21 protein-coding genes are annotated in these 16,929 nt (G+C 64.9%); 4 read left to right on the top strand and 17 right to left on the bottom strand.

Going from position 1 to position 16,929, the window contains the following annotated elements; genetic code table 11:
* The 3 genes from ACRCSW_RS09290 to ACRCSW_RS09300 form a co-directional block, all read right to left on the bottom strand.
* On the bottom strand, positions 1-1,298 hold a 1,298-nt coding region (locus ACRCSW_RS09290; protein ID WP_438704469.1), incomplete at its 3' end, for a PEP-utilizing enzyme.
* Positions 1,299-1,654: 356 nt separating this feature from the next.
* Positions 1,655-2,374, bottom strand: coding sequence for a DUF4344 domain-containing metallopeptidase (locus ACRCSW_RS09295; protein ID WP_438704471.1), 720 nt, complete (start codon positions 2,372-2,374; stop codon positions 1,655-1,657).
* A 78-nt stretch (positions 2,375-2,452) separates the two neighbouring features.
* Positions 2,453-3,709, bottom strand: a complete 1,257-nt coding sequence (locus ACRCSW_RS09300; protein ID WP_438704472.1) for an aspartate kinase — start codon at positions 3,707-3,709, stop codon at positions 2,453-2,455.
* Between the two features lie 174 nt (positions 3,710-3,883).
* Here ACRCSW_RS09300 and ACRCSW_RS09305 point away from each other — a divergent pair, with 174 nt between their 5' ends.
* Positions 3,884-4,729 (top strand): aldo/keto reductase, encoded by an 846-nt coding sequence (locus ACRCSW_RS09305; RefSeq protein ID WP_438704474.1) that lies wholly within the window; start codon positions 3,884-3,886, stop codon positions 4,727-4,729.
* 51 nt (positions 4,730-4,780) lie between these two features.
* On the opposite strand, the gene ACRCSW_RS09310 is transcribed toward ACRCSW_RS09305, so the two are convergent.
* The 3 genes from ACRCSW_RS09310 to purD form a co-directional block, all read right to left on the bottom strand.
* Positions 4,781-6,820 (bottom strand): PhoX family protein, encoded by a 2,040-nt coding sequence (locus tag ACRCSW_RS09310; RefSeq protein WP_438704475.1) that lies wholly within the window; start codon positions 6,818-6,820, stop codon positions 4,781-4,783.
* A 180-nt stretch (positions 6,821-7,000) separates the two neighbouring features.
* Positions 7,001-7,573: a hypothetical protein gene (locus tag ACRCSW_RS09315; protein ID WP_438704477.1), complete on the bottom strand. Its 573-nt coding sequence runs from the start codon at positions 7,571-7,573 to the stop codon at positions 7,001-7,003.
* Between the two features lie 101 nt (positions 7,574-7,674).
* Positions 7,675-8,937 (bottom strand): phosphoribosylamine--glycine ligase, encoded by a 1,263-nt coding sequence (gene purD / locus ACRCSW_RS09320; RefSeq protein WP_438704479.1) that lies wholly within the window; start codon positions 8,935-8,937, stop codon positions 7,675-7,677.
* Positions 8,938-9,020: 83 nt separating this feature from the next.
* Between purD and ACRCSW_RS09325 the strand changes: the two genes are divergently transcribed.
* The 3 genes from ACRCSW_RS09325 (at position 9,021) to ACRCSW_RS09335 (ending at position 11,945) form a co-directional block, all read left to right on the top strand.
* On the top strand, positions 9,021-9,785 hold the full coding sequence (locus ACRCSW_RS09325) for a suppressor of fused domain protein (protein ID WP_438704481.1): 765 nt from the start codon (positions 9,021-9,023) through the stop codon (positions 9,783-9,785).
* 13 nt (positions 9,786-9,798) lie between these two features.
* Entirely contained in the window at positions 9,799-11,361 is a 1,563-nt protein-coding gene (xseA, locus tag ACRCSW_RS09330; protein WP_438704483.1) for an exodeoxyribonuclease VII large subunit, read from the top strand.
* A gap of 101 nt (positions 11,362-11,462) precedes the next feature.
* Entirely contained in the window at positions 11,463-11,945 is a 483-nt protein-coding gene (locus ACRCSW_RS09335; protein WP_438704484.1) for an REP-associated tyrosine transposase, read from the top strand.
* A gap of 305 nt (positions 11,946-12,250) precedes the next feature.
* Here ACRCSW_RS09335 and ACRCSW_RS09340 read toward each other — a convergent pair whose 3' ends face one another.
* The 11 genes from ACRCSW_RS09340 to ACRCSW_RS09390 form a co-directional block, all read right to left on the bottom strand.
* A complete protein-coding gene (locus ACRCSW_RS09340) occupies positions 12,251-12,643 on the bottom strand; it encodes a hypothetical protein (RefSeq protein ID WP_438704486.1) in 393 nt (130 codons plus the stop codon).
* Positions 12,640-13,044 carry a hypothetical protein gene (locus tag ACRCSW_RS09345; protein WP_438704487.1) on the bottom strand — a complete coding sequence of 135 codons (405 nt, stop codon included), beginning with the start codon at positions 13,042-13,044 and terminating at the stop codon, positions 12,640-12,642. Before ACRCSW_RS09345 ends, ACRCSW_RS09340 begins: the two co-directional genes overlap by 4 nt.
* Positions 13,045-13,114: 70 nt before the next feature.
* Positions 13,115-13,525 carry a hypothetical protein gene (locus tag ACRCSW_RS09350; RefSeq protein WP_438704489.1) on the bottom strand — a complete coding sequence of 137 codons (411 nt, stop codon included), beginning with the start codon at positions 13,523-13,525 and terminating at the stop codon, positions 13,115-13,117.
* On the bottom strand, positions 13,525-13,914 hold the full coding sequence (locus ACRCSW_RS09355; RefSeq protein ID WP_438704491.1) for a hypothetical protein: 390 nt from the start codon (positions 13,912-13,914) through the stop codon (positions 13,525-13,527). Before ACRCSW_RS09355 ends, ACRCSW_RS09350 begins: the two co-directional genes overlap by 1 nt.
* A 159-nt stretch (positions 13,915-14,073) precedes the next feature.
* On the bottom strand, positions 14,074-14,463 hold the full coding sequence (locus ACRCSW_RS09360) for a hypothetical protein (RefSeq protein WP_438704493.1): 390 nt from the start codon (positions 14,461-14,463) through the stop codon (positions 14,074-14,076).
* A gap of 1 nt (position 14,464) precedes the next feature.
* Positions 14,465-14,866, bottom strand: coding sequence for a hypothetical protein (locus tag ACRCSW_RS09365; RefSeq protein WP_438704495.1), 402 nt, complete (start codon positions 14,864-14,866; stop codon positions 14,465-14,467).
* Between the two features lie 4 nt (positions 14,867-14,870).
* Positions 14,871-15,272, bottom strand: coding sequence for a hypothetical protein (locus tag ACRCSW_RS09370; RefSeq protein WP_438704496.1), 402 nt, complete (start codon positions 15,270-15,272; stop codon positions 14,871-14,873).
* Positions 15,273-15,276: 4 nt separating this feature from the next.
* Positions 15,277-15,675 (bottom strand): hypothetical protein, encoded by a 399-nt coding sequence (locus tag ACRCSW_RS09375; RefSeq protein WP_438704497.1) that lies wholly within the window; start codon positions 15,673-15,675, stop codon positions 15,277-15,279.
* Between the two features lie 3 nt (positions 15,676-15,678).
* The gene (locus tag ACRCSW_RS09380; RefSeq protein ID WP_438704498.1) at positions 15,679-16,101 is read right to left on the bottom strand and encodes a hypothetical protein; all 423 of its coding nucleotides are present in this window, start codon (positions 16,099-16,101) and stop codon (positions 15,679-15,681) included.
* Positions 16,088-16,489 (bottom strand): hypothetical protein, encoded by a 402-nt coding sequence (locus ACRCSW_RS09385; protein WP_438704499.1) that lies wholly within the window; start codon positions 16,487-16,489, stop codon positions 16,088-16,090. Before ACRCSW_RS09385 ends, ACRCSW_RS09380 begins: the two co-directional genes overlap by 14 nt.
* Before the next feature lie 16 nt (positions 16,490-16,505).
* The gene (locus tag ACRCSW_RS09390; protein ID WP_438704501.1) at positions 16,506-16,925 is read right to left on the bottom strand and encodes a hypothetical protein; all 420 of its coding nucleotides are present in this window, start codon (positions 16,923-16,925) and stop codon (positions 16,506-16,508) included.
* Between the last annotated feature and the right edge of the window lie 4 nt (positions 16,926-16,929).

Raw genomic sequence — 16,929 nt, forward strand, 5'->3', positions numbered from 1 at the left:
AGGGTGCGGAGCGAGGCGTAGCGTTTCTGCGCCTCGGCCTGCATGGCGATCTTGTCGCGGAAGGCGCGGGCGACGGTTTCCTCGGGGCGGAGGTGGACGATGCCCTGATCGCCGTCGACAAGGATGTGGTCGCCGTTCAGCGCTTCGGCCACGATTCGGCTGGCGTTGACGACCAGCGGAATGGCCAGCGCGCGGGCGACAATGGCGGCGTGGCTGCCGACCGAGCCTTCCTCCAGCACTACGCCCTTGAGCTTGCGGCCATAGTCCAGAAGCTCGCCCGGGCCGATGTTGCGGGCGACGAGGACGGGGTTGTCGGGCATCTCGGCCCCGGTGTCCTTGCCCTGGCCGGTGAGGATGCGGAGGAGGCGGTTCGACAGGTCGTCCAGGTCCTGCAGGCGTTCACGGAGGTACTGGTCGGGGACCTGCTCCATCCGGGCGCGGGCGGCGGATTGTTCTTTCTCTACAGCGGCTTCGGCCGAAAGGCCGCGCATGATGTCTTCTTCCATCCGGCGGAGCCAGCCGCGGGAATGGGCGAACATGCGGTAGGCTTCCAGGACCTGCTTCTGGTCCTTGTCCAGCTGTTCAGCCCCGAGAAGGTCGTCGATCGAGACGCGGAGCTCTCCTACCGCTGCGCGGACACGGTCGATCTCGGTCAGGGGGTCGTCGGCCACCGGGTTGGTGATGACGACGCGGGGTTCATGGAGCCAGACGCGGCCCTCGGCGGCGCCTTCCTGGCCGGAGGTGGCGCGGATCATGACCGGCTGCTTGTGCAAGGCCCGCATGGCGCCGTCGCCGCTGGTGAAGGCGCCAAGCTCGGTCATCTCGGCCAGCACCATGGCGACGACGTCGAGGGCGTAGATCTCGTCTTCCGAGAACTGCCGGGCGATCTTTGACTGGACGACAAGGACGCCGAGTTTCTCGCCAACCCGTTGAATCGGCACGCCGAGGAAGGAGGAGAAGAGCTCTTCCCCGGTCTCCGGCATGTAGCGGAAGCCCTTTTCAGAGGGCGCGTTGGCGGTGTTGACCGGCTGGCCGGTGCGGGCGACCCGACCGACAAGGCCCTCGCCAAGCTTCATCCGGGTCTGGTGGACGGATTCGGGTTTCAGGCCTTCGGTTGCGCAAAGTTCAAGCGTTTCGGGGTCGCGGAAGAGGTAGATCGAGCAGACCTCGGTCCCCATGCTGTCGGCGATCAGGTGGGTGATCCGGTCGAGCCGGTCCTGGCCTTCGCCCGGAACGGCAAGCATGTCGCGCAGACGGCGGAGAAGCTTGCGGCTGTCGCTTTCGGTCCGTTCGGGCATGGGCGTGTCCTGTTGGTCTGCGGTCCTCTATAGGCGATGCGGTTCGTGATGGGGAGAGGGAATGGGGTGGCGAGGGCCGCTGCGTGTTCGGGTCAAGGAGGTGTGAGCGCGAAAATCGAAAAGTGCAAAGCGGGGTGTTGCAACGGTTTCCAAGTGGCTGGAACGGTTGGTTAAATCGGGCGGATTACCGGGTGGTCAACAATCCTGGTTTCGTCTCTTTTTCATCTCGTTTCCATCTCGCCCCGTGTCTGGCCCTTGGCGCATCAACCATGGCCGACGCATCGTTCATCAACAACGTGTTGACCGGAGCGGCGTGTTGATTGCCCACGTCAGGCAAAACTGCTTCCCGTACCGGCCTAGCCGCCCAACTGGTCTTCGAACCGCTGGATGTACGCCTCGCAAATCGTGATGCGTCGCCCGTTGCGCGACCAGCCAGCCCCACTGTCGCAAGGCTCGACGGCGACCGTGATGCTCGAATGCCAGTCGATCCCGGCCAGAAGCTGATAGGCCGGTTCCATGAGCCCACTGTTTTCAACCGCTCTGGCAATTGGCGTGTCGGCGAAATTGGCGTCGACCTCGGTAACGCGCGCGCCAGCGGGCATCCTGTAGGCCTCGATCACACGGCGCCAGCTACGGCCGACCTCGGGGGCGAAGTCCCGGCAGGTCTCGGCCGTTTCGCCGTCAAGCCCGAATGAGCGGGCGAGGTCTTCGTAGCGCTCTGGGTCAAGCCCGTAGAGCAGGCAGACCGACCGCCCGGCGCGCTGATCGTCACCGCGGTATTCGCTGAACATCTCTGCCGGCTCACCATCCGCCATGTTCTGCCTGGCGCGGGCCTCGATGATCGCGCCTGCCCGATCGGGCAGCATCATGTGGATGTAGACGGTGGCAAAGTCGTCGGCGATATCTTCTTCGGGGCCGAGGATGGGCAAGTCAAACTCGCGCAGGAACGCATGGCCGATCTCATGCGCCAGAACATGCAGCAGGGCATCCTGTGTCGCTTGTGAGAGCGATACCTCGGTCTGGGCAAGTGCTACCGTTGGCAAAATGCCTGCGAGAACTGCTGCGGCGATTCGCATTTTCTTTAGCTCCCCGGGGGTTAGGAGAGTCTGCAGACCAATGCCAAGGCCTGTCAACCAGACCTGGTTGGGCGAGTGCTAAGCCTTCTCCAGCTCGAACGTGTCGTGGAGCGCCTGGACTGCGAGTTCCATGTACTTCCGGTCGATCAGGACGGAAATCTTGATCTCGGACGTGGTGATGACCTTGATGTTCACGTTCTCGGCGGCAAGGGCCGCGAACATCTTCGCCGCCACACCGACCTGGCTGCGCATGCCGATGCCCACGACCGAGACTTTGGCGACGTCGGTGTCGGTGACAAGCGAGGTGTAGACGAACTTGCCTGCGGCGCTGGCGTCCTCGATGGCCTTCTTTGCGCGCTCGACCTGGTTGGTCGGCAGGCTGAACGTCATGTCGGTGTGGGCGCGGGTGTCGGCGGGGTCGTCCATTTCACTGATGTTCTGGACGATCATGTCGACGTTCACGCCCGCATCGGCGAGCGAACCGAAAATCGCGGCGGCGATGCCGGGGCGGTCCTCGACCTTGAGGAGGGTCATCTTGGCCTCGTCGCGTGAGTAGGCCACGCCGGAGACAACTTTCGATTCCATGATTTCATCCTCGTCGCAGACCAGGGTTCCAGAGTTTTCGGTGCTTTCCTCGAAGGACGAAAGGACGCGCAGCCGCACCTTGTAGCGCATCGCCAGTTCGACCGAGCGGGTCTGCAGGACTTTCGCCCCGAGCGAGGCCAGTTCCAGCATTTCCTCGAAGGCGATCTTTTCCATCTTGCGCGCCTTGCGGCAGATGCGCGGGTCGGTGGTGTAGACGCCATCGACGTCGGTGTAGATGTCGCAGCGTTCGGCCCCGAAAGCGGCGGCGAAGGCGACAGCGGTGGTGTCGGATCCGCCGCGGCCCAGGGTGGTGATGCGGTGTTCGGGGCTGACGCCCTGGAAGCCCGCGACCACGGCAACCTTGAAGCCTTCGGCGAACTTGGCGTCGAGGTTGGTGCGGGGGATGTCGACGAAGCGGGCCGAGGAATGGGCCGAGGTGGTGTTGATCGGCACCTGCCAGCCCTGCCAGCTGCGGGCCGGGACGCCCAATTCCTGCAGGCGCAGGGCCATGAGGCCTGCGGTCACGTTCTCGCCCGAGGAAACGACGGCGTCATATTCGCGGGCGTCGTAGAGCTTCGAGGTGGTCTCGACCCAGCCCACAAGCTCATTGGTCTTCCCGGACATGGCCGAGACGATGACGATCACGTCATAGCCGCGCTTGACCTCGGCCTCGACCATTTTCGCGGCGTTTTCGATCCGCGCAAGGTCAGCGACGGAGGTGCCGCCGAATTTCATCACGAGAAGCGGCATGGGTCCTCCGCACTTTGTCGCGCGGTTCTTATGCGGGGGCAGGGATGCGTGCAAGAGGGGGGGGTGCCGCCCGCGATCACGCTTCGCTGGACCGTGTTTCTTGAACTATCTCGCAGGTTGATTACCTAAAGTCGCGGAAACACCCCCTAGATATCGGCCATCCGGAGGCTTCGCATGACAGCGACCAGCAATCTTTCCCAATCGGCTAGCCCGAACGGCGACGCGACCTTTGCTCTTGGCGGAGATCTGGCGGTGAACCGCGTCGGACTTGGCGCCATGCGGCTGACGGGGCAGCCGGGAAACTTTGGGCCCTATGCTGCGTGGGACGAGGGCAAGCGGCTCCTCAGCCGGGCGGTCGAGCTCGGCATCAACTTCATCGACACGGCGCGCGCTTACGGGCCGCAGTGGAACGAGAAGCTGATCGCGGAGGCGCTGCACCCCTATCCCGACGATCTGGTCATCGCGACGAAGGGCGGGATCGACAAGCTGTCGCCGACCGATCTGGTGCGCGACGGCAGTGCGGCGGCGCTTGCGAAACAGATCGACGAGGCCCTGATCAACTTGAGGCGGGAGACGATCGATCTTTTCCAGCTGCACTGGGTCGATCCGAACACGCCGATCGAGGTTTCGGTCAGGGCGATGGACGACGCACGCCGCACGGGAAAGCTGCGGCATATCGGTCTATGCAACGTTTCGATTGAAGAACTGAACCGGGCAATGGCGGTTGCGCCGATCGCGTCGGTTCAGAACCGCTACAACATCCTGGAGCGCGAGCATGACGCGATGGTCGATCTGACTGCCGCGGCGGGGATCGCCTTCATTCCCTACGGTCCACTTGGTGCGCATCCGATGCGGGCGGGCGCGCCGTTATCCGAAGGCGTCTCGGCGGGTGTCATGTCACCGGCCCAGACTGCGCTGAGGCAGCTCTTGGACCGTTCGCCGAACATCATCGTCATTCCCGGCACGACGTCGATAAAGCACCTGGAAGAGAATGCGGGGGCGGGTGGCGGCAAAATGTGACGCCCCACCTGGAGAGGCGGGGCGTCCATCGCGTCATCACGACCGAAGGCCTTACGCCCCGATCACGCCGCCGTCTTCGCGGGTTATGACCAGCGTTGCCGAGCGGGGCGGGGTGTTGTTGTAGTCCGGGAAGCCGGACCCGAACTTGCCTGCCGCGAACTCCTCGGCGGTGGAGTGGGCGCCGGGGTGTTGGACGTTCACGAACATCGTGGTGCCGTCGGGGGTGGAGATCACGCCGGTGATTTCCTGGCCCCACGGGCCGGTCAGGAAGCGGCGGATTTCGCCGGTCTTGGGGTCCGCGGCCAGCATCTGGTTCATGCCGAAGGGCTCCAGCGGGCCTTCCTGTTCGGGGCCGATGTCGCCCATGTCGGTCTGGATCCAGAGCCGCGAGTTCTGGTCGCACCAGATGCCGTCGGGGCAGGCGAAGGTGTTGTTGTCGTCGTTCAGCGTCTCGCCCGTGACGATGAGCGAGTTGCGCGGGGTTCCGGCGATGACGAAAAGCTCCCAGTTGAACTTGGCCAGGGTGTGGTCGGCGCCTTCGTAGCGCCAGCGCACGATCTGGCCGTAGTTGTTTTCGGCGCGGGGGTTGACCGCGTCGATCTGGGTCATGTCGCGGCGGTTGTTGTTGGTGAGGGTGAAGTAGACCTCGCCAGTGTTCGGATCGACGGTGCCCCATTCCGGGCGGTCCATCTTGGTGGCGCCGGCCTGATCGGCGGCGAGGCGGGTGTTGACGATGATCTCGGCAAGATCGGCGAAGCCGTTCTCCGGGGTCAGGCCGTTTTCGCCTGGGGCGAGGGCGAGCCATTCGCCGGTGCCATCTTCGTTGAACTTCGCCACGTAAAGCGTTCCGGTGTCGAGAAGATCGCCGTTTGCGGTGGCCCCGTCATAGGGGTTGGCCGAGACGAATTTGTAGATGTACTCGAAGCGTGAATCGTCGCCCGAATAGCAGACCACCGGCTTGCCTGCGACGGCGGGTGCGAAGACCACGCCTTCATGGGCGAACCGGCCGAGGTGGGTGCGTTTCACCGGGACGGAGGCGGGATCGAAGGGGTCGATTTCGACCATGTAGCCGAAGGTGTTCGGCTCGTTGCGGTAGTCCTCGGTCGCGCTCGCCCCGGTCGCGGCGGCGTTGAAGCGGATGTATTCGTCGGCACCGCCTGCGGCTTTTTCCCAGCCGTAGCGGGATTCCTCGTTCGAGACGCCGTAGCGGTCGTGTTCGCGGGGCATTTCGGCGTCGGCGTTGATGAAGTAGCCGGCCCAGTTCTCCTCGGCCGTCATGTAGGTGTTCCAGGGGGTGGCGCCGTAGGCGCAGTTGTTGAGCGTGCCGCGGGTCTTCATGCCATCGGGGCTGAACTTGGTGAAGAGAAGCGGCGAGCCTGCGGCGGGGCCGGAGATAGTCATTTCCGTCAGCGCGGTGATGCGGCGGTTCATCGGGTCGGCGAGGATGGCCCACTGGCCGTCGGCACCGCGCGTGATGCGGGCTACCGAGACGCCGTGGGCGTTCATCTCCTTCAGCACCTCGTCGGCGTCGCGGCTGCCGTCGGCGGCGAAGACCACCATGTCGCCGTCCAGCGCCTGACCGGCCCATTTGACGGCGTGCAGGAGGCGCGGCTCGATATATTCGTGGTTGAAGACCAGAAGGCCGTCGGTCGAAGAGCCGTCGATACCGTAGTAGTGCATCCCGTCATGGTGGCTGCCGACCTGCATGCCCTGCTCGGCGCCGGTGTTGCCGCCGGGTACGAAGGCAGGCATGTCGCCGGTCAGCGGCGTGCCCCAGGGGGCGAGGATCTGGACCTTGTAGCCCTCCGGCACGACGACGGTGTCTTCCTTGGACAGGGGTACGGGCGTGAAGCCCAGAAGGCCCGAGGTCGCCGCGGTCTGGGCAAGGGCCGCGCGGGACGAGAGGCCAGCGCCGAAAAGTCCGGTCGCAATGGCCGCGAGGCCGCCGACGAGGAAGCCCCGGCGCGAGGCGCGGGCTTCGATCACGTCATACATCGTGGGGTTTTTCGAGCGGTTCGATGGAACCTCGTCGCCATGTTCGTGGAATGGGGTCTTCCGGAAATCCGGGTAGTCGTGTTCGTAATCCTTCATGCCTTGCTCCATCGCGTTAAAGTGCTGGGACAAGGGGCAGCCGCTCGGCGTAAAGCGCGGCTGTTTACACCCCTGACGATAGGCGTGGCCGATTCCAGATTCGGGAATGTTGCAGGATGATGAAGCTTTTGTAACGGAAGACCTTTGCGCCGCCGTCACGCCTGCTGGCTATTGCCGAGGTCAGTGGCTGCCGTCTTCTTCGCAAGCCATGTAGTCGTCAAAAACCCATCCGACCGCGTTGTCGCCCGACCACTTCTCGACATAGACCCATTGATCGCCGTTGTGCTGCCTTTGTGCGATGGCGCGGACGGTGGTTCCGTTCTTCAAGGTGGCGCCGATGTCGCCCCCGGGCTGGAACCGCGCGTTGAGCGGGCTGCCGGTGGGGTCGGTGACCTTGCAGGACACGGGCTTGACGTTTTCAGTATAGGGCTCTGCCGGCAGGCCAAGCGTCGTGCCCTTGCAGGTGAGATAGGGTCCGAAGACCCAGGCGCCCTCGAAGTCTGCTTCAAGTTCACCGTCGTAGGGCTGTTCGACCAGCGCCCAAAGCTTGCCGTCGACTTCCCGGTGTTCGATGAAGGTGAGGCGGGTTCCGTTCTTGGCCGATCCGATGACCGGGCCGTTGGGCGAAAGGCGGATGTTCAACGGCGTGCCGGTGGGATCGGCGACGGTACAGATCGGTGCACCGCCGCAGGCGAGGGCGATTGCGGGCAGGGCGAGGATCGTCATCGTTATCGTGACAGCGCGCAGGATCATGGTGCGGGACCTTTCAGCGTCTGCGGCTTTGGGCCGCCAGAGAACATACCCTTAGTTTCGCAGCAAAGGGCTGCGGGCGTCACCTGCAGAATCCCTGACCCCTAAAGCGCCCGCCAGCCGATATCGCGGCGGCAGAAGCCCTCGGGCCAGTCGATGCCGTCGACCATCGCATAGGCCGCGGCGTGGGCTTCGCTTAGCGAGACGCCACGGGCGGTGACGTTCAGGACACGGCCGCCATTGGCTGTGATGGCCCCATCCTTTTCCGCCGTTCCCGCATGAAAGACCATGTGGCGGCTGTCTTCGGGCTGGCTTTCCAGGCCACGGATCACGCTGCCCTTAGCGTAGGCACCGGGATAGCCCTTCGCCGCCAGGACCACTGTCAGGGCATGGTCATCGGCCCAGTTGATCTGCGCCTCGGCCAACCGGCCCTCGGCACAGGCGAGCATCAGGTCCAGCGCCTGTGCGCCAAGGCGCATCATCAGGACCTGGGCTTCGGGGTCGCCGAAGCGGCAGTTGTATTCGACCAGCCGCGCGCGCCCGTTTTCGATCATGAGGCCAGCGTAGAGGACACCCTGGTAGGGCGTGCCGCGCCGGGACATCTCGCGGATCGTGGGCAGGACGATCTCGTCAAGCGCCTGTTTCTGGATGGCATCGGTCAGGACGGGCGCTGGCGAATAGGCGCCCATGCCACCGGTGTTCGGCCCGGTGTCGCCGTCACCCGCCCGCTTGTGGTCTTGCGCCGTGCCGATGGGAAGGGCCGTTTCGCCGTCGGAAAGGACGAAGAAGCTTGCCTCCTCGCCTGCCATGAATTCCTCGACGACCACCTCGGCCCCGGCTGCGCCGAACTCGCCGCCAAACATGTCGTCGATGGCGGCCAGGGCTTCGGCTTCGGTCATCGCGACGATCACGCCTTTCCCGGCGGCAAGGCCGTCAGCCTTCACGACGATCGGGGCGCCTTGTGCGGCGATGTAGGTGCGGGCCGGGGCGGCATCGGTGAAGCGGGCGTAAGCGGCTGTGGGCGCGCCGCAGGCGTCACAGATTTCCTTGGTGAAGGCCTTTGACGCTTCCAGCCGAGCCGCGGCGGCCGAGGGGCCGAAGGTCAGAAGCCCCGCAGCACGGCAGGCATCGGCAACGCCCGCCGCCAGGGGCGCCTCGGGGCCGACGATCACGAAATCGATCGCGTTTTCCTCGCAGAAGGTCACGACGGTGGCACCATCGAGAATGCCGATGTCGGCGCATTCCGCGAGTATCGCGATCCCTGCGTTGCCGGGGGCCACGATCAGCCGGTCGGTCTTGGGGTTCTGCTTCACCGCCCAGGCGAGGGCGTGTTCACGGCCACCGGAGCCGAGGATGAGGATGTTCATGAGATATCCGGGTTGCCGCCTCTTCGGCGAGGTCATAAGGTTTGTCATACGCGAGAACAAGCGCCGGTCCGGGAGAATTCACTATGAGCTGGTGGAAAAAACTTCTCGGAAGGCCAAGCGCGGATGAGAAGAAACCGGCGTCCCCAGAGCCAGACAAGTCCGGTGAACTGATCATCGCAAACGACGATCCCCGCATCGCCGAAGGGCACGCGCGTATGGACGCCTACTGGGCCACGATTGGAAAGAGTGACTCCGACCTGATCGCCTATCTGATCAATCCGCAATTCCATGGGGCTCCCGCGTGGCCGAACATGCGGCAGGCATTTCGGATCGTTCGGCGTGCGGACAGCCTGATCATTGCTTCGGACGGTCTGTCCGACCCGTTCGTCGGAACTGACGTGACGGATGCGAGCGGCTTCGGGATGGAGGTTTTCATCGAACTGCCGGGGCAACAGGACATGAGCTTCGATGCAATTCGCGACAGCGCGGCGTTCAGTTTGATCGAGTCGGTGGCACGGAACATGGCGAACATGGGAGGGCTGGGTGATCGGCTTGACCGCTATGGCGTTCTTTCGATGGATATCCCGTCCAACTCGGGCTTCGGTGACGGCTGGACGAACGACGAAGGGTTCACCGGCATCCTGATCGGTGTTCCTGCTCCAGATCGCGAGATGCAGGTGGCACTGCCGTTCGGGCCGGTACGGATCGTGCCCGTCACGATCATCAGTCAGAGCGAACTTGCCTATCTTGTTGCAGGGGGTGCCGAGGCGAGGACGGAGCTGGCACGTCGTCTCGCTGCGGCTGGGACCGGCCATCTGTCCGACCCGGCACGTGCTACCGTGGTATGACGGTGCGCATTGCATGGACCTGATCGACGACAGCCCCGCCCCCCAGGGGAACCAGCCTGAATACACCGTCTCCGAGCTTTCGGGGGCGGTGAAGCGGGTGATCGAGGGGGAGTTCGGGCTGATCCGGGTCCGGGGCGAGGTCGGGCGGGTGTCGCGGCCTTCGTCGGGGCACCTGTACTTCGATCTGAAGGATGACCGTTCGGTCATCGCGGCGGTGAGCTGGAAAGGCCAGGTCGCGCGGATGCAGGTGCGGCCGGAGGAGGGGATGGAGGTCGTTGCTACGGGGCGGATGACCACTTTCCCCGGCCAGTCGAAGTATCAGTTGATCGTCGATGATGTGGCCCCGGCGGGGGCCGGGGCGCTTATGGCGATGCTGGAGAAGCGGCGGGCGGCGCTGGCGGCGGAGGGGTTGTTTGACGCCGCGCGGAAGAAGGCGATCCCGTATCTGCCGTCGGTCATCGGGGTGGTGACGTCGCCTTCGGGGGCGGTGATCCGGGATATCCTGCATCGCCTCCGCGACCGGTTTCCCCGGCATGTGCTGGTCTGGCCGGTGGCGGTGCAGGGGCAGGACTGCGCGGCCCAGGTTGCGGCGGCGATCAGGGGGTTCAACGCGATTGCTCCCGGCGGGCCGATCCCGCGGCCGGATGTGCTGATCGTGGCGCGGGGGGGCGGAAGCCTGGAGGACCTCTGGGGGTTCAACGAGGAAGTGGTGGTCCGGGCGGCGGCGGGGTCTGATATTCCGCTGATCTCGGCCGTGGGGCATGAGACGGACACCACGCTCATCGACCATGCCGCGGACCTGCGGGCGCCGACCCCTACGGCGGCGGCAGAGCTTGCGGTGCCGGTGCGGCTGGAGCTGGTGGCGACGCTGGAGGCCCTGGGTGCACGGCTGACGCGGGGGGTGGTGCAGGGGGTTGGTCTCAGGGGGCAGCGGCTGCGGGATCTGGGCCGGGCGCTGCCGCGGCTGGAGGCTTTGCTCGCCACGCCCCGGCAGCGGCTGGATGGGGCGGTGACGCGGCTTTCGTCGGGGCTTGGCCTCGCGGTCGCGCGGAAGCGGGGGGCGTTCGACCGGGTGGCGGGGCGGATGGGGCCAATGGTGCTTCGGGCTGGGCTGATGCGGCAGCGGGACATCCTGTCGGCGCGGGAGGAGCGGCTGGCGCGGGCGGTGCATCTTCGGCTCGACCGGCTGGGGGAGCGGCAGCGGGTTCTGGCGGCGCGGCTGGCCCCGGCCCTGGCGCGGATGCTGGGGGACGCGGCGCGGCGGGCGGGGGAGGGGCGGGTGCGGCTGCAGGGGCTTGTGGATCGGCTGGAGGCGGCGCCGGGGGTTCGGTTCGGCAGGTTGAAGGACCGGCTGGAGGCGCTGGACCGGACCAGGGCGACGCTGGGCTATGCGGCGACCTTGGCACGCGGCTATGCGGTCGTCAGGGGGGATGGGGCGGTGGTGACCTCGAAGGCGGGGGCCGAAAGGGCATCCGCCCTGGAAATCGAGTTCCGGGATGGGAAGCTGGCTCTGGGGCCTCGGGCCGCAAAGAAGGCCAAGGGGGAGGGGGAGAGCGGGCAGGGGAGTTTGTTCTGAGGGGCGTAACGCTGAGTTACGCCAATTTCAGATGTTATATTTCAATAGTTTGCGCGGGGGTCGTTAGGAACGCGTTAACCTCTGGACGCCATCGTCGGGCCATGTCCCGCTACCTCCGCCCTCGCATTCCCGGCGCTTCGGTGTTCTTCACGGTGGGTTTGGCCGACCGCCGGATGCGGACTTTGGTCGAGCAGGTGGACGCCTTGCGCGAAGCGGTGCGGGTGACGAAGGCCGAGCGTCCGTTCCGGATCGACGCCTGGGTGGTGTTGCCGGAGCACATGCATGCGGTCTGGACGTTGCCAGAGGGGGATGCGGATTATTCGGTGCGGTGGCGGCTGATCAAGTCGCGGTTCTCACGCGGGTTGCCCTTGGGGCCGCTAAGGCCAAGCCACGCGGCCCGGCAGGAGCGAGGGGTGTGGCAACGCCGGTTCTGGGAGCGCCAGATCCGGAACGAAGCCGATTTCGCGGCGCATCTGCATTATTGCTGGTGGAACCCGGTGAAGCATGGTCACGTTGAGTGGCCGGAGGATTGGCCGCATTCGTCCGTTCATCGGGATATCCGATTGGGTCGTTACGGTTGGTGATTTCGCACGGGCTATTTGAAACGGATGCGACCCGTAGGGTGCGTGATTTCACGCACCGCGGTTTGCGGATTATTTTCCAATTTCAATAGCATGCGATGCGATTTCGGGCACCTGGAGCGGTGCGCAGGACTTTAGGTGTTGTGCAGGGGTTTGACGTTGTTGGTGCGTGAAATCACGCACCCTACGGTTCGGTACATTTTCGCGCAGCGTGGCGCGCGGCTGTCGATCACACCCAGAAACACCCATCGCTGGTGACCCCCTCCTCGGCCGGGCAAAGCATGATCGGCTCGCTTCGTCCGGATCGGTCAGGAGCCGAGGAAGTCTTCGCAGGTCACGACGTCCCTGGAAGGATAGAGCATGATCGGGTCGCTGCCCCAGACGCCGCCCCTGAACCCGATGATCCAATCGCCGCGATCATAGAAGGTGCTGCAGAAGGGGCCGGCGTCGCCTTCATAGGTGTAGCAGATCATCCCGTCCGTCTCGGTCCAGGTGCCTTTCAGGCAGCGTTCGCTGTCGCGCCAGAGCGTCTTGCGGCCGGGAAGAAAGGTCTCGACGCCGAAGAGGCCGTCAAGGTCAAAGGTATCCATCGTCTTGCCTTCGACGAGGGCCCCGAATTCTGCGCCGGATAAAGGCCTTTCCTGCGCCATGGCGGGCAGGGCGAAAAGGGAAAGGACGGAGAGAAGCCACCAGCGCATCACGCCCCGAAATACCCCTCGCAGGTCACCACCTCCTCGGCGGGGTAGAGCATGATCGGCTCGCTCGTCCGGTCGCCGTTGAGCCAGGCGGTCAGCCAGCCGCCGCGGTCGTGGTAGGTCCAGCAGTAGGGGTAGGGCTCGCCGATGTAGTCGAAGCAGATGAGGTCGTCTTGCGGGCGCCAGGTGCCTTCGAGGCAGCGCTCGGCATCGCGCCAGATGGCCTTGCGGCCGGGGAGGAAGGTTTCGACGCCGTAGCGGCCGGTCTGGTTGTGGGTGTCGAAGGTCTTTCCTTCCACGAAAGCCTCGAAATCTTCGGCTGAGAGCGGCGGGTCCGAGGCTGGCGGGTCCTGGGCGAGGGCCGCGAGGGGCAGGGCGGTGAGCGTGAGGGCGAGGAGGGCGCGCATCAGACGCCGACCTCGGGGCCGATGACATTCGGCCAGTACTTCGGGGCTGGGTGGGGTGTGTTGCGATAGATCATGCCCCCAAATAACCCTCACAGGTCACCAGGTCATCAATCGGGTAAAGCTCGATTGGCTCGGTCGTGCGGTCACCATTGTACCAGCCTTTCAACCAGCTGCCATGGTCGTGATAAGTCCAGCAGTAGGAGACCGGATCGCCCTGGTAGTCGAAGCAGATGAGCTGGCCTTCGGGGCGCCACGTGCCTTCGACGCATTGATTGGCGTTCCGTAGAATGGTCCGGCGGCCGGGGAGGAAGGTCTCGACCTCATAGCTTTCACCCATCGTGTGGGTGTCGAAGGTCTTTCCTTCGACGATAGCTTCGAATTCTTCTGCTGTGAGCGGCGGATAGGTTGCAGCGGGGGGCGAGTTTTCGGCCATGGCCGCAAAGGGCAGGGCAACGAGCGCGAGGGTGAGGAGCGCGCGCATCAGACGCCGACCTCGGGGCCGAAGCAGGCCATGGGTTCGGTCGTCTCTTCGACCACTACGGGCTCGGCGTCCGGCGGGTTGGTGGTGTAGCGGGCGAGCATGCCGCTGCCGTTCATCGTGATCACCCAGCAGTCGGGCAGGGGGTCGTCCTCGTACTGGAAGCAGATCGCGGGGCCGTCGGCGTACCAGTGCCCGGCCTTGCAGTCATCGCCAAGCACGGTCCAGCGGACGCGGCGGTCGGGGAGGTATTGTTCGACCCCGTAGACCGTGCCGAATTCGGCCCAGGTCATGGTCCGGCCCTGGGTGAGGGCGTCGAATTCCTCGGCCGTCAGGGGGGGGTCGGCGAAGGCGGGGGCAGCGAGCAGGCTGAGGGCCAGGGCCAGGCGCATTCGGCAGGGAGATCGGACCGGACGGGGTTGCGGCCCCAAAGACGTTCTGCGCGCAGTTATGCCGTCACCTCCTCGAGCACTTCGTGCACTCGTCGGAGGGGCCGTAGCGAGGAGTGCACGAAGTGCTCGAGGAGCGGTTCCGGTAGATACGGTCATGCCTCAGACCCCCACATCGGGGCCGGGGCACTGGAGCGGGCCGTCGGCGACAGTCACCAGCTGGGGCGGGTCGTCCGGCGTGGCGGAGAGGTACTGGGCCATGACCTGCCCGCCCTCCCGCCAGAAGCGCCAGCAGTGGACGCCTTCGCGGGCAGGATAGACGAAGCAGACCGCGTCGCCCTCGGCGTACCAGGAGCCTTCGACGCAGGGGCCGCCGACATCGGCATCAAGCACCTTGCGGCCGGGGAGGTAGGTTTCGCTGCCCCAGACCTCGCCGTTCACGGAATAGTCGAGCGTCTTGCCGACGGACCAGGCGTCGAACTCGTCGGGGGTCATGAAGTCCTGCGCGAAGGACGGCGAGCCGATCAGGCAGAGAAGGAGCGCGAGGCGCATCCTAGACCCCCACATCGGGGCCGGGGCAGGGGAGGGGGTCGTCATTGGCTTCGACCTCATAAAGCTCGCCCCCCGGCAGGCCGTTCACCGACAGGGCGACCAAAGCGCCGTCGCGCAGCCAGAAGGTCCAGCAGGCAGGGTTGGGATCGTATTCGTAGACGAAGCAGATGTCTTCGCCCGAGGGATACCAGGTGCCGTACTGGCAATGGTCGGGGGCGATGCTCCAGCGGACCTTGCGGTCTTCGAGGTATTCCTCGGTCCCGAAGAACCCGCCGGCCTGATGGTAGGTTATGGTCTTGCCGGTGACATGGGCCTCGAATTCCTCCGCCGTGATCGGGGTTTCGGCGAAGCCGACCGCGGGGACGGTGGTGGCGAGGCAGGCGGCAAGAATGACGTGTCTCATCTTCTCATACTCCAACGTCCGGCCCCTGGCATTGCAGCGGTACCGTCGCTTCGGTGATGCTCATCGGCGTGGCGTCCGGCGAGTCGCCTGCTGGAAGCGTCGCCAGCTGATCGCCGTCCCGCCAGACCGTCCAGCAATGCTGCCCAGGGTAGCTGTCATAGACGAAACAGATGTAACCGTTGTCCTCGTACCAGCTGCCGAACTCGCAGAGATCGCCGGTGAAGGCCCAGCGGACGCGCCGTCCCGGCAGATATTCCTCGGTGCCGAACACGACGCCGTTGTCCGCAAAATCCATGGTCTTGCCGGTGACGAAGGCGTCGAATTCCTCGGCGGTCATCGGGGTTTCGGCCAGGGCCGGGCAGGCCTGGAGTGCGAGGAGGAAGAGCGGAAGGACGGTGCTGCGCATCGGTCTAGACCCCCACATCCGGGCCTTCGCAGGCCAAGGGTTCATCGGTTTCCACCACCTGACGTGGAGGGATGTCCGGCGTGTCGGTGATGTAGCTTGCGGCCAGGTCCTGGCCCCTTTGCCAGATCGTCCAGCATTTCGGTTCGGGGTCGCCGTTGTAGAGAAAACAGATGTAGTCGCCGTCGCCGTACCAGCTGCCCGATCTGCATTCGTCGTCGGTGAAGGCCCAGCGGACCTTGCGGTCGGGCAGGTAGACCTCGCGGCCGAAGGGGGTGCCATAGGCGATGTAGTCCATCGTCTTGCCGGTGACGAAGGCTTCGAATTCCTCGGCGTTCATGGGGGTTTCGGCGGCACCGGGTGCGGCGATCAGGCAGGCGAGGAGGCCGATGAGATAGTGCCGCACGGCCTATACCCCCACGTCAGAGCCGGGGCAGGCCAGGGGCTGATCGCTGCGGGAAACCTCGAAGATCTGCAGATCTTCAGGATTGCCGGAGCTGCGAACCGTGGCCTGGCCGTAGATCCGGTCGCCGTCTTTGTAGAAATGCCAGCAGGCGGAGAGCCGGCCGTCCTCGAAGGCGAAGCAGAGCTCGTCACCCTGTTCAAACCAGTAGCCGTTGAAACATGCGTCCCCGGCAAAGGCCCAGCGGAGCGTGCGGCCCGGTCCGTAGTCGGCGGTGCCTGTGTCGCCGCTGTTGTAGCTGTAGACGACCGTGCCGGTGCCGACATGGGCCTCGAACTCGGCCCCGGTCATCGGGGTTTCCGCTTTGGCCGTCAGGGGGATGACAGCAAGGCAGAGGGCGGCAAGCCGCATCGTGTCAGACGCCCACATCAGGGCCCGCACAGGGCAGGGGGCCGCCTTCGCGCGAGCTTTCGAGGATTTCCCAGCCGCCGCCGTCGCCCATGTAGCGGCCGCGGATCTTGCCGTTTTCGAGGAAGTAGAGCCAGCAGTCGGGGGCCCCCCCGTCTTCGTATTCGAAGCAGATTTCGTCGTCCTTCTGGTACCAGACGCCGTAGATGCAGAGATCGCCCTCGAACGCCCAGCGGACGCGGCGGCCTTCGAGGTATTCCTCGGTGCCGGAGAGGCCGTCGGGATAGCTGTAGGTGATGGTGTCGCCGACGGTGGCCGCATCGAATTCCTCGGCATTCAGGGGCGTTTCGGCGAGGGCGGGCAGGGCCGAGGCGAGAACGGCCGACAAAGCAAGATTTACGAGGCGCATTCCGTCAGGGCTCCTTTTACGGCTCGGCGCAGGGTAGTGGGGTCGAGGTCCGCTGGGTTTCGACAATGTTATAGGCTTCCGGGCCCATATCCTCGCCGTGGAGGAGGTTGTTCCGAAGAAAGAACTTCCAGCATGCCGGGCCAGTGTCCACAGGGCCTTGATTCACGAAAGGGTCAAGGTGTGAGTTGTCATAGAGGAAACAGATATTGTCTTTTTCCTGATACCAGGTCCCGTAGACGCAGCGATCGCCCTCGAAGGCCCAGCGAACCTTTCGATCCTCCAGATATTCCTCGGTACCGAAGAGGCCGTCGCCGTAGTCGTAAGTGATGGTGTTGCCGGTAACATAGGCGTCAAACTCTGTGCTGTTGAGCGGGGTTTCAGCAAGGGAGGGTCCGGCGACGGCGGTGATGGAGAGGGCAAGACAGAGGTGACGCATCACT

Origin of the sequence: Tabrizicola sp., from assembly GCF_051645465.1 — a bacterium.
Classification (GTDB): domain Bacteria; phylum Pseudomonadota; class Alphaproteobacteria; order Rhodobacterales; family Rhodobacteraceae; genus Tabrizicola.

What these genes read in the sequence shown, in the direction of transcription:
- ACRCSW_RS09295 (WP_438704471.1), bottom strand. Translation starts at nt 2,374, where the DNA reads ATGCGAATCGCCGCAGCAGTTCTCGCAGGCATTTTGCCAACGGTAGCA.
- ACRCSW_RS09300 (WP_438704472.1), bottom strand. Translation starts at nt 3,709, where the DNA reads ATGCCGCTTCTCGTGATGAAATTCGGCGGCACCTCCGTCGCTGACCTT.
- ACRCSW_RS09305 (WP_438704474.1), top strand. Translation starts at nt 3,884, where the DNA reads ATGACAGCGACCAGCAATCTTTCCCAATCGGCTAGCCCGAACGGCGAC.
- ACRCSW_RS09310 (WP_438704475.1), bottom strand. Translation starts at nt 6,820, where the DNA reads ATGAAGGATTACGAACACGACTACCCGGATTTCCGGAAGACCCCATTC.
- ACRCSW_RS09315 (WP_438704477.1), bottom strand. Translation starts at nt 7,573, where the DNA reads ATGATCCTGCGCGCTGTCACGATAACGATGACGATCCTCGCCCTGCCC.
- purD (WP_438704479.1), bottom strand. Translation starts at nt 8,937, where the DNA reads ATGAACATCCTCATCCTCGGCTCCGGTGGCCGTGAACACGCCCTCGCC.
- ACRCSW_RS09325 (WP_438704481.1), top strand. Translation starts at nt 9,021, where the DNA reads ATGAGCTGGTGGAAAAAACTTCTCGGAAGGCCAAGCGCGGATGAGAAG.
- xseA (WP_438704483.1), top strand. Translation starts at nt 9,799, where the DNA reads ATGGACCTGATCGACGACAGCCCCGCCCCCCAGGGGAACCAGCCTGAA.
- ACRCSW_RS09335 (WP_438704484.1), top strand. Translation starts at nt 11,463, where the DNA reads ATGTCCCGCTACCTCCGCCCTCGCATTCCCGGCGCTTCGGTGTTCTTC.
- ACRCSW_RS09345 (WP_438704487.1), bottom strand. Translation starts at nt 13,044, where the DNA reads ATGCGCGCCCTCCTCGCCCTCACGCTCACCGCCCTGCCCCTCGCGGCC.
- ACRCSW_RS09350 (WP_438704489.1), bottom strand. Translation starts at nt 13,525, where the DNA reads ATGCGCGCGCTCCTCACCCTCGCGCTCGTTGCCCTGCCCTTTGCGGCC.
- ACRCSW_RS09355 (WP_438704491.1), bottom strand. Translation starts at nt 13,914, where the DNA reads ATGCGCCTGGCCCTGGCCCTCAGCCTGCTCGCTGCCCCCGCCTTCGCC.
- ACRCSW_RS09360 (WP_438704493.1), bottom strand. Translation starts at nt 14,463, where the DNA reads ATGCGCCTCGCGCTCCTTCTCTGCCTGATCGGCTCGCCGTCCTTCGCG.
- ACRCSW_RS09365 (WP_438704495.1), bottom strand. Translation starts at nt 14,866, where the DNA reads ATGAGACACGTCATTCTTGCCGCCTGCCTCGCCACCACCGTCCCCGCG.
- ACRCSW_RS09370 (WP_438704496.1), bottom strand. Translation starts at nt 15,272, where the DNA reads ATGCGCAGCACCGTCCTTCCGCTCTTCCTCCTCGCACTCCAGGCCTGC.
- ACRCSW_RS09380 (WP_438704498.1), bottom strand. Translation starts at nt 16,101, where the DNA reads ATGTGGGCGTCTGACACGATGCGGCTTGCCGCCCTCTGCCTTGCTGTC.
- ACRCSW_RS09385 (WP_438704499.1), bottom strand. Translation starts at nt 16,489, where the DNA reads ATGCGCCTCGTAAATCTTGCTTTGTCGGCCGTTCTCGCCTCGGCCCTG.
- ACRCSW_RS09390 (WP_438704501.1), bottom strand. Translation starts at nt 16,925, where the DNA reads ATGCGTCACCTCTGTCTTGCCCTCTCCATCACCGCCGTCGCCGGACCC.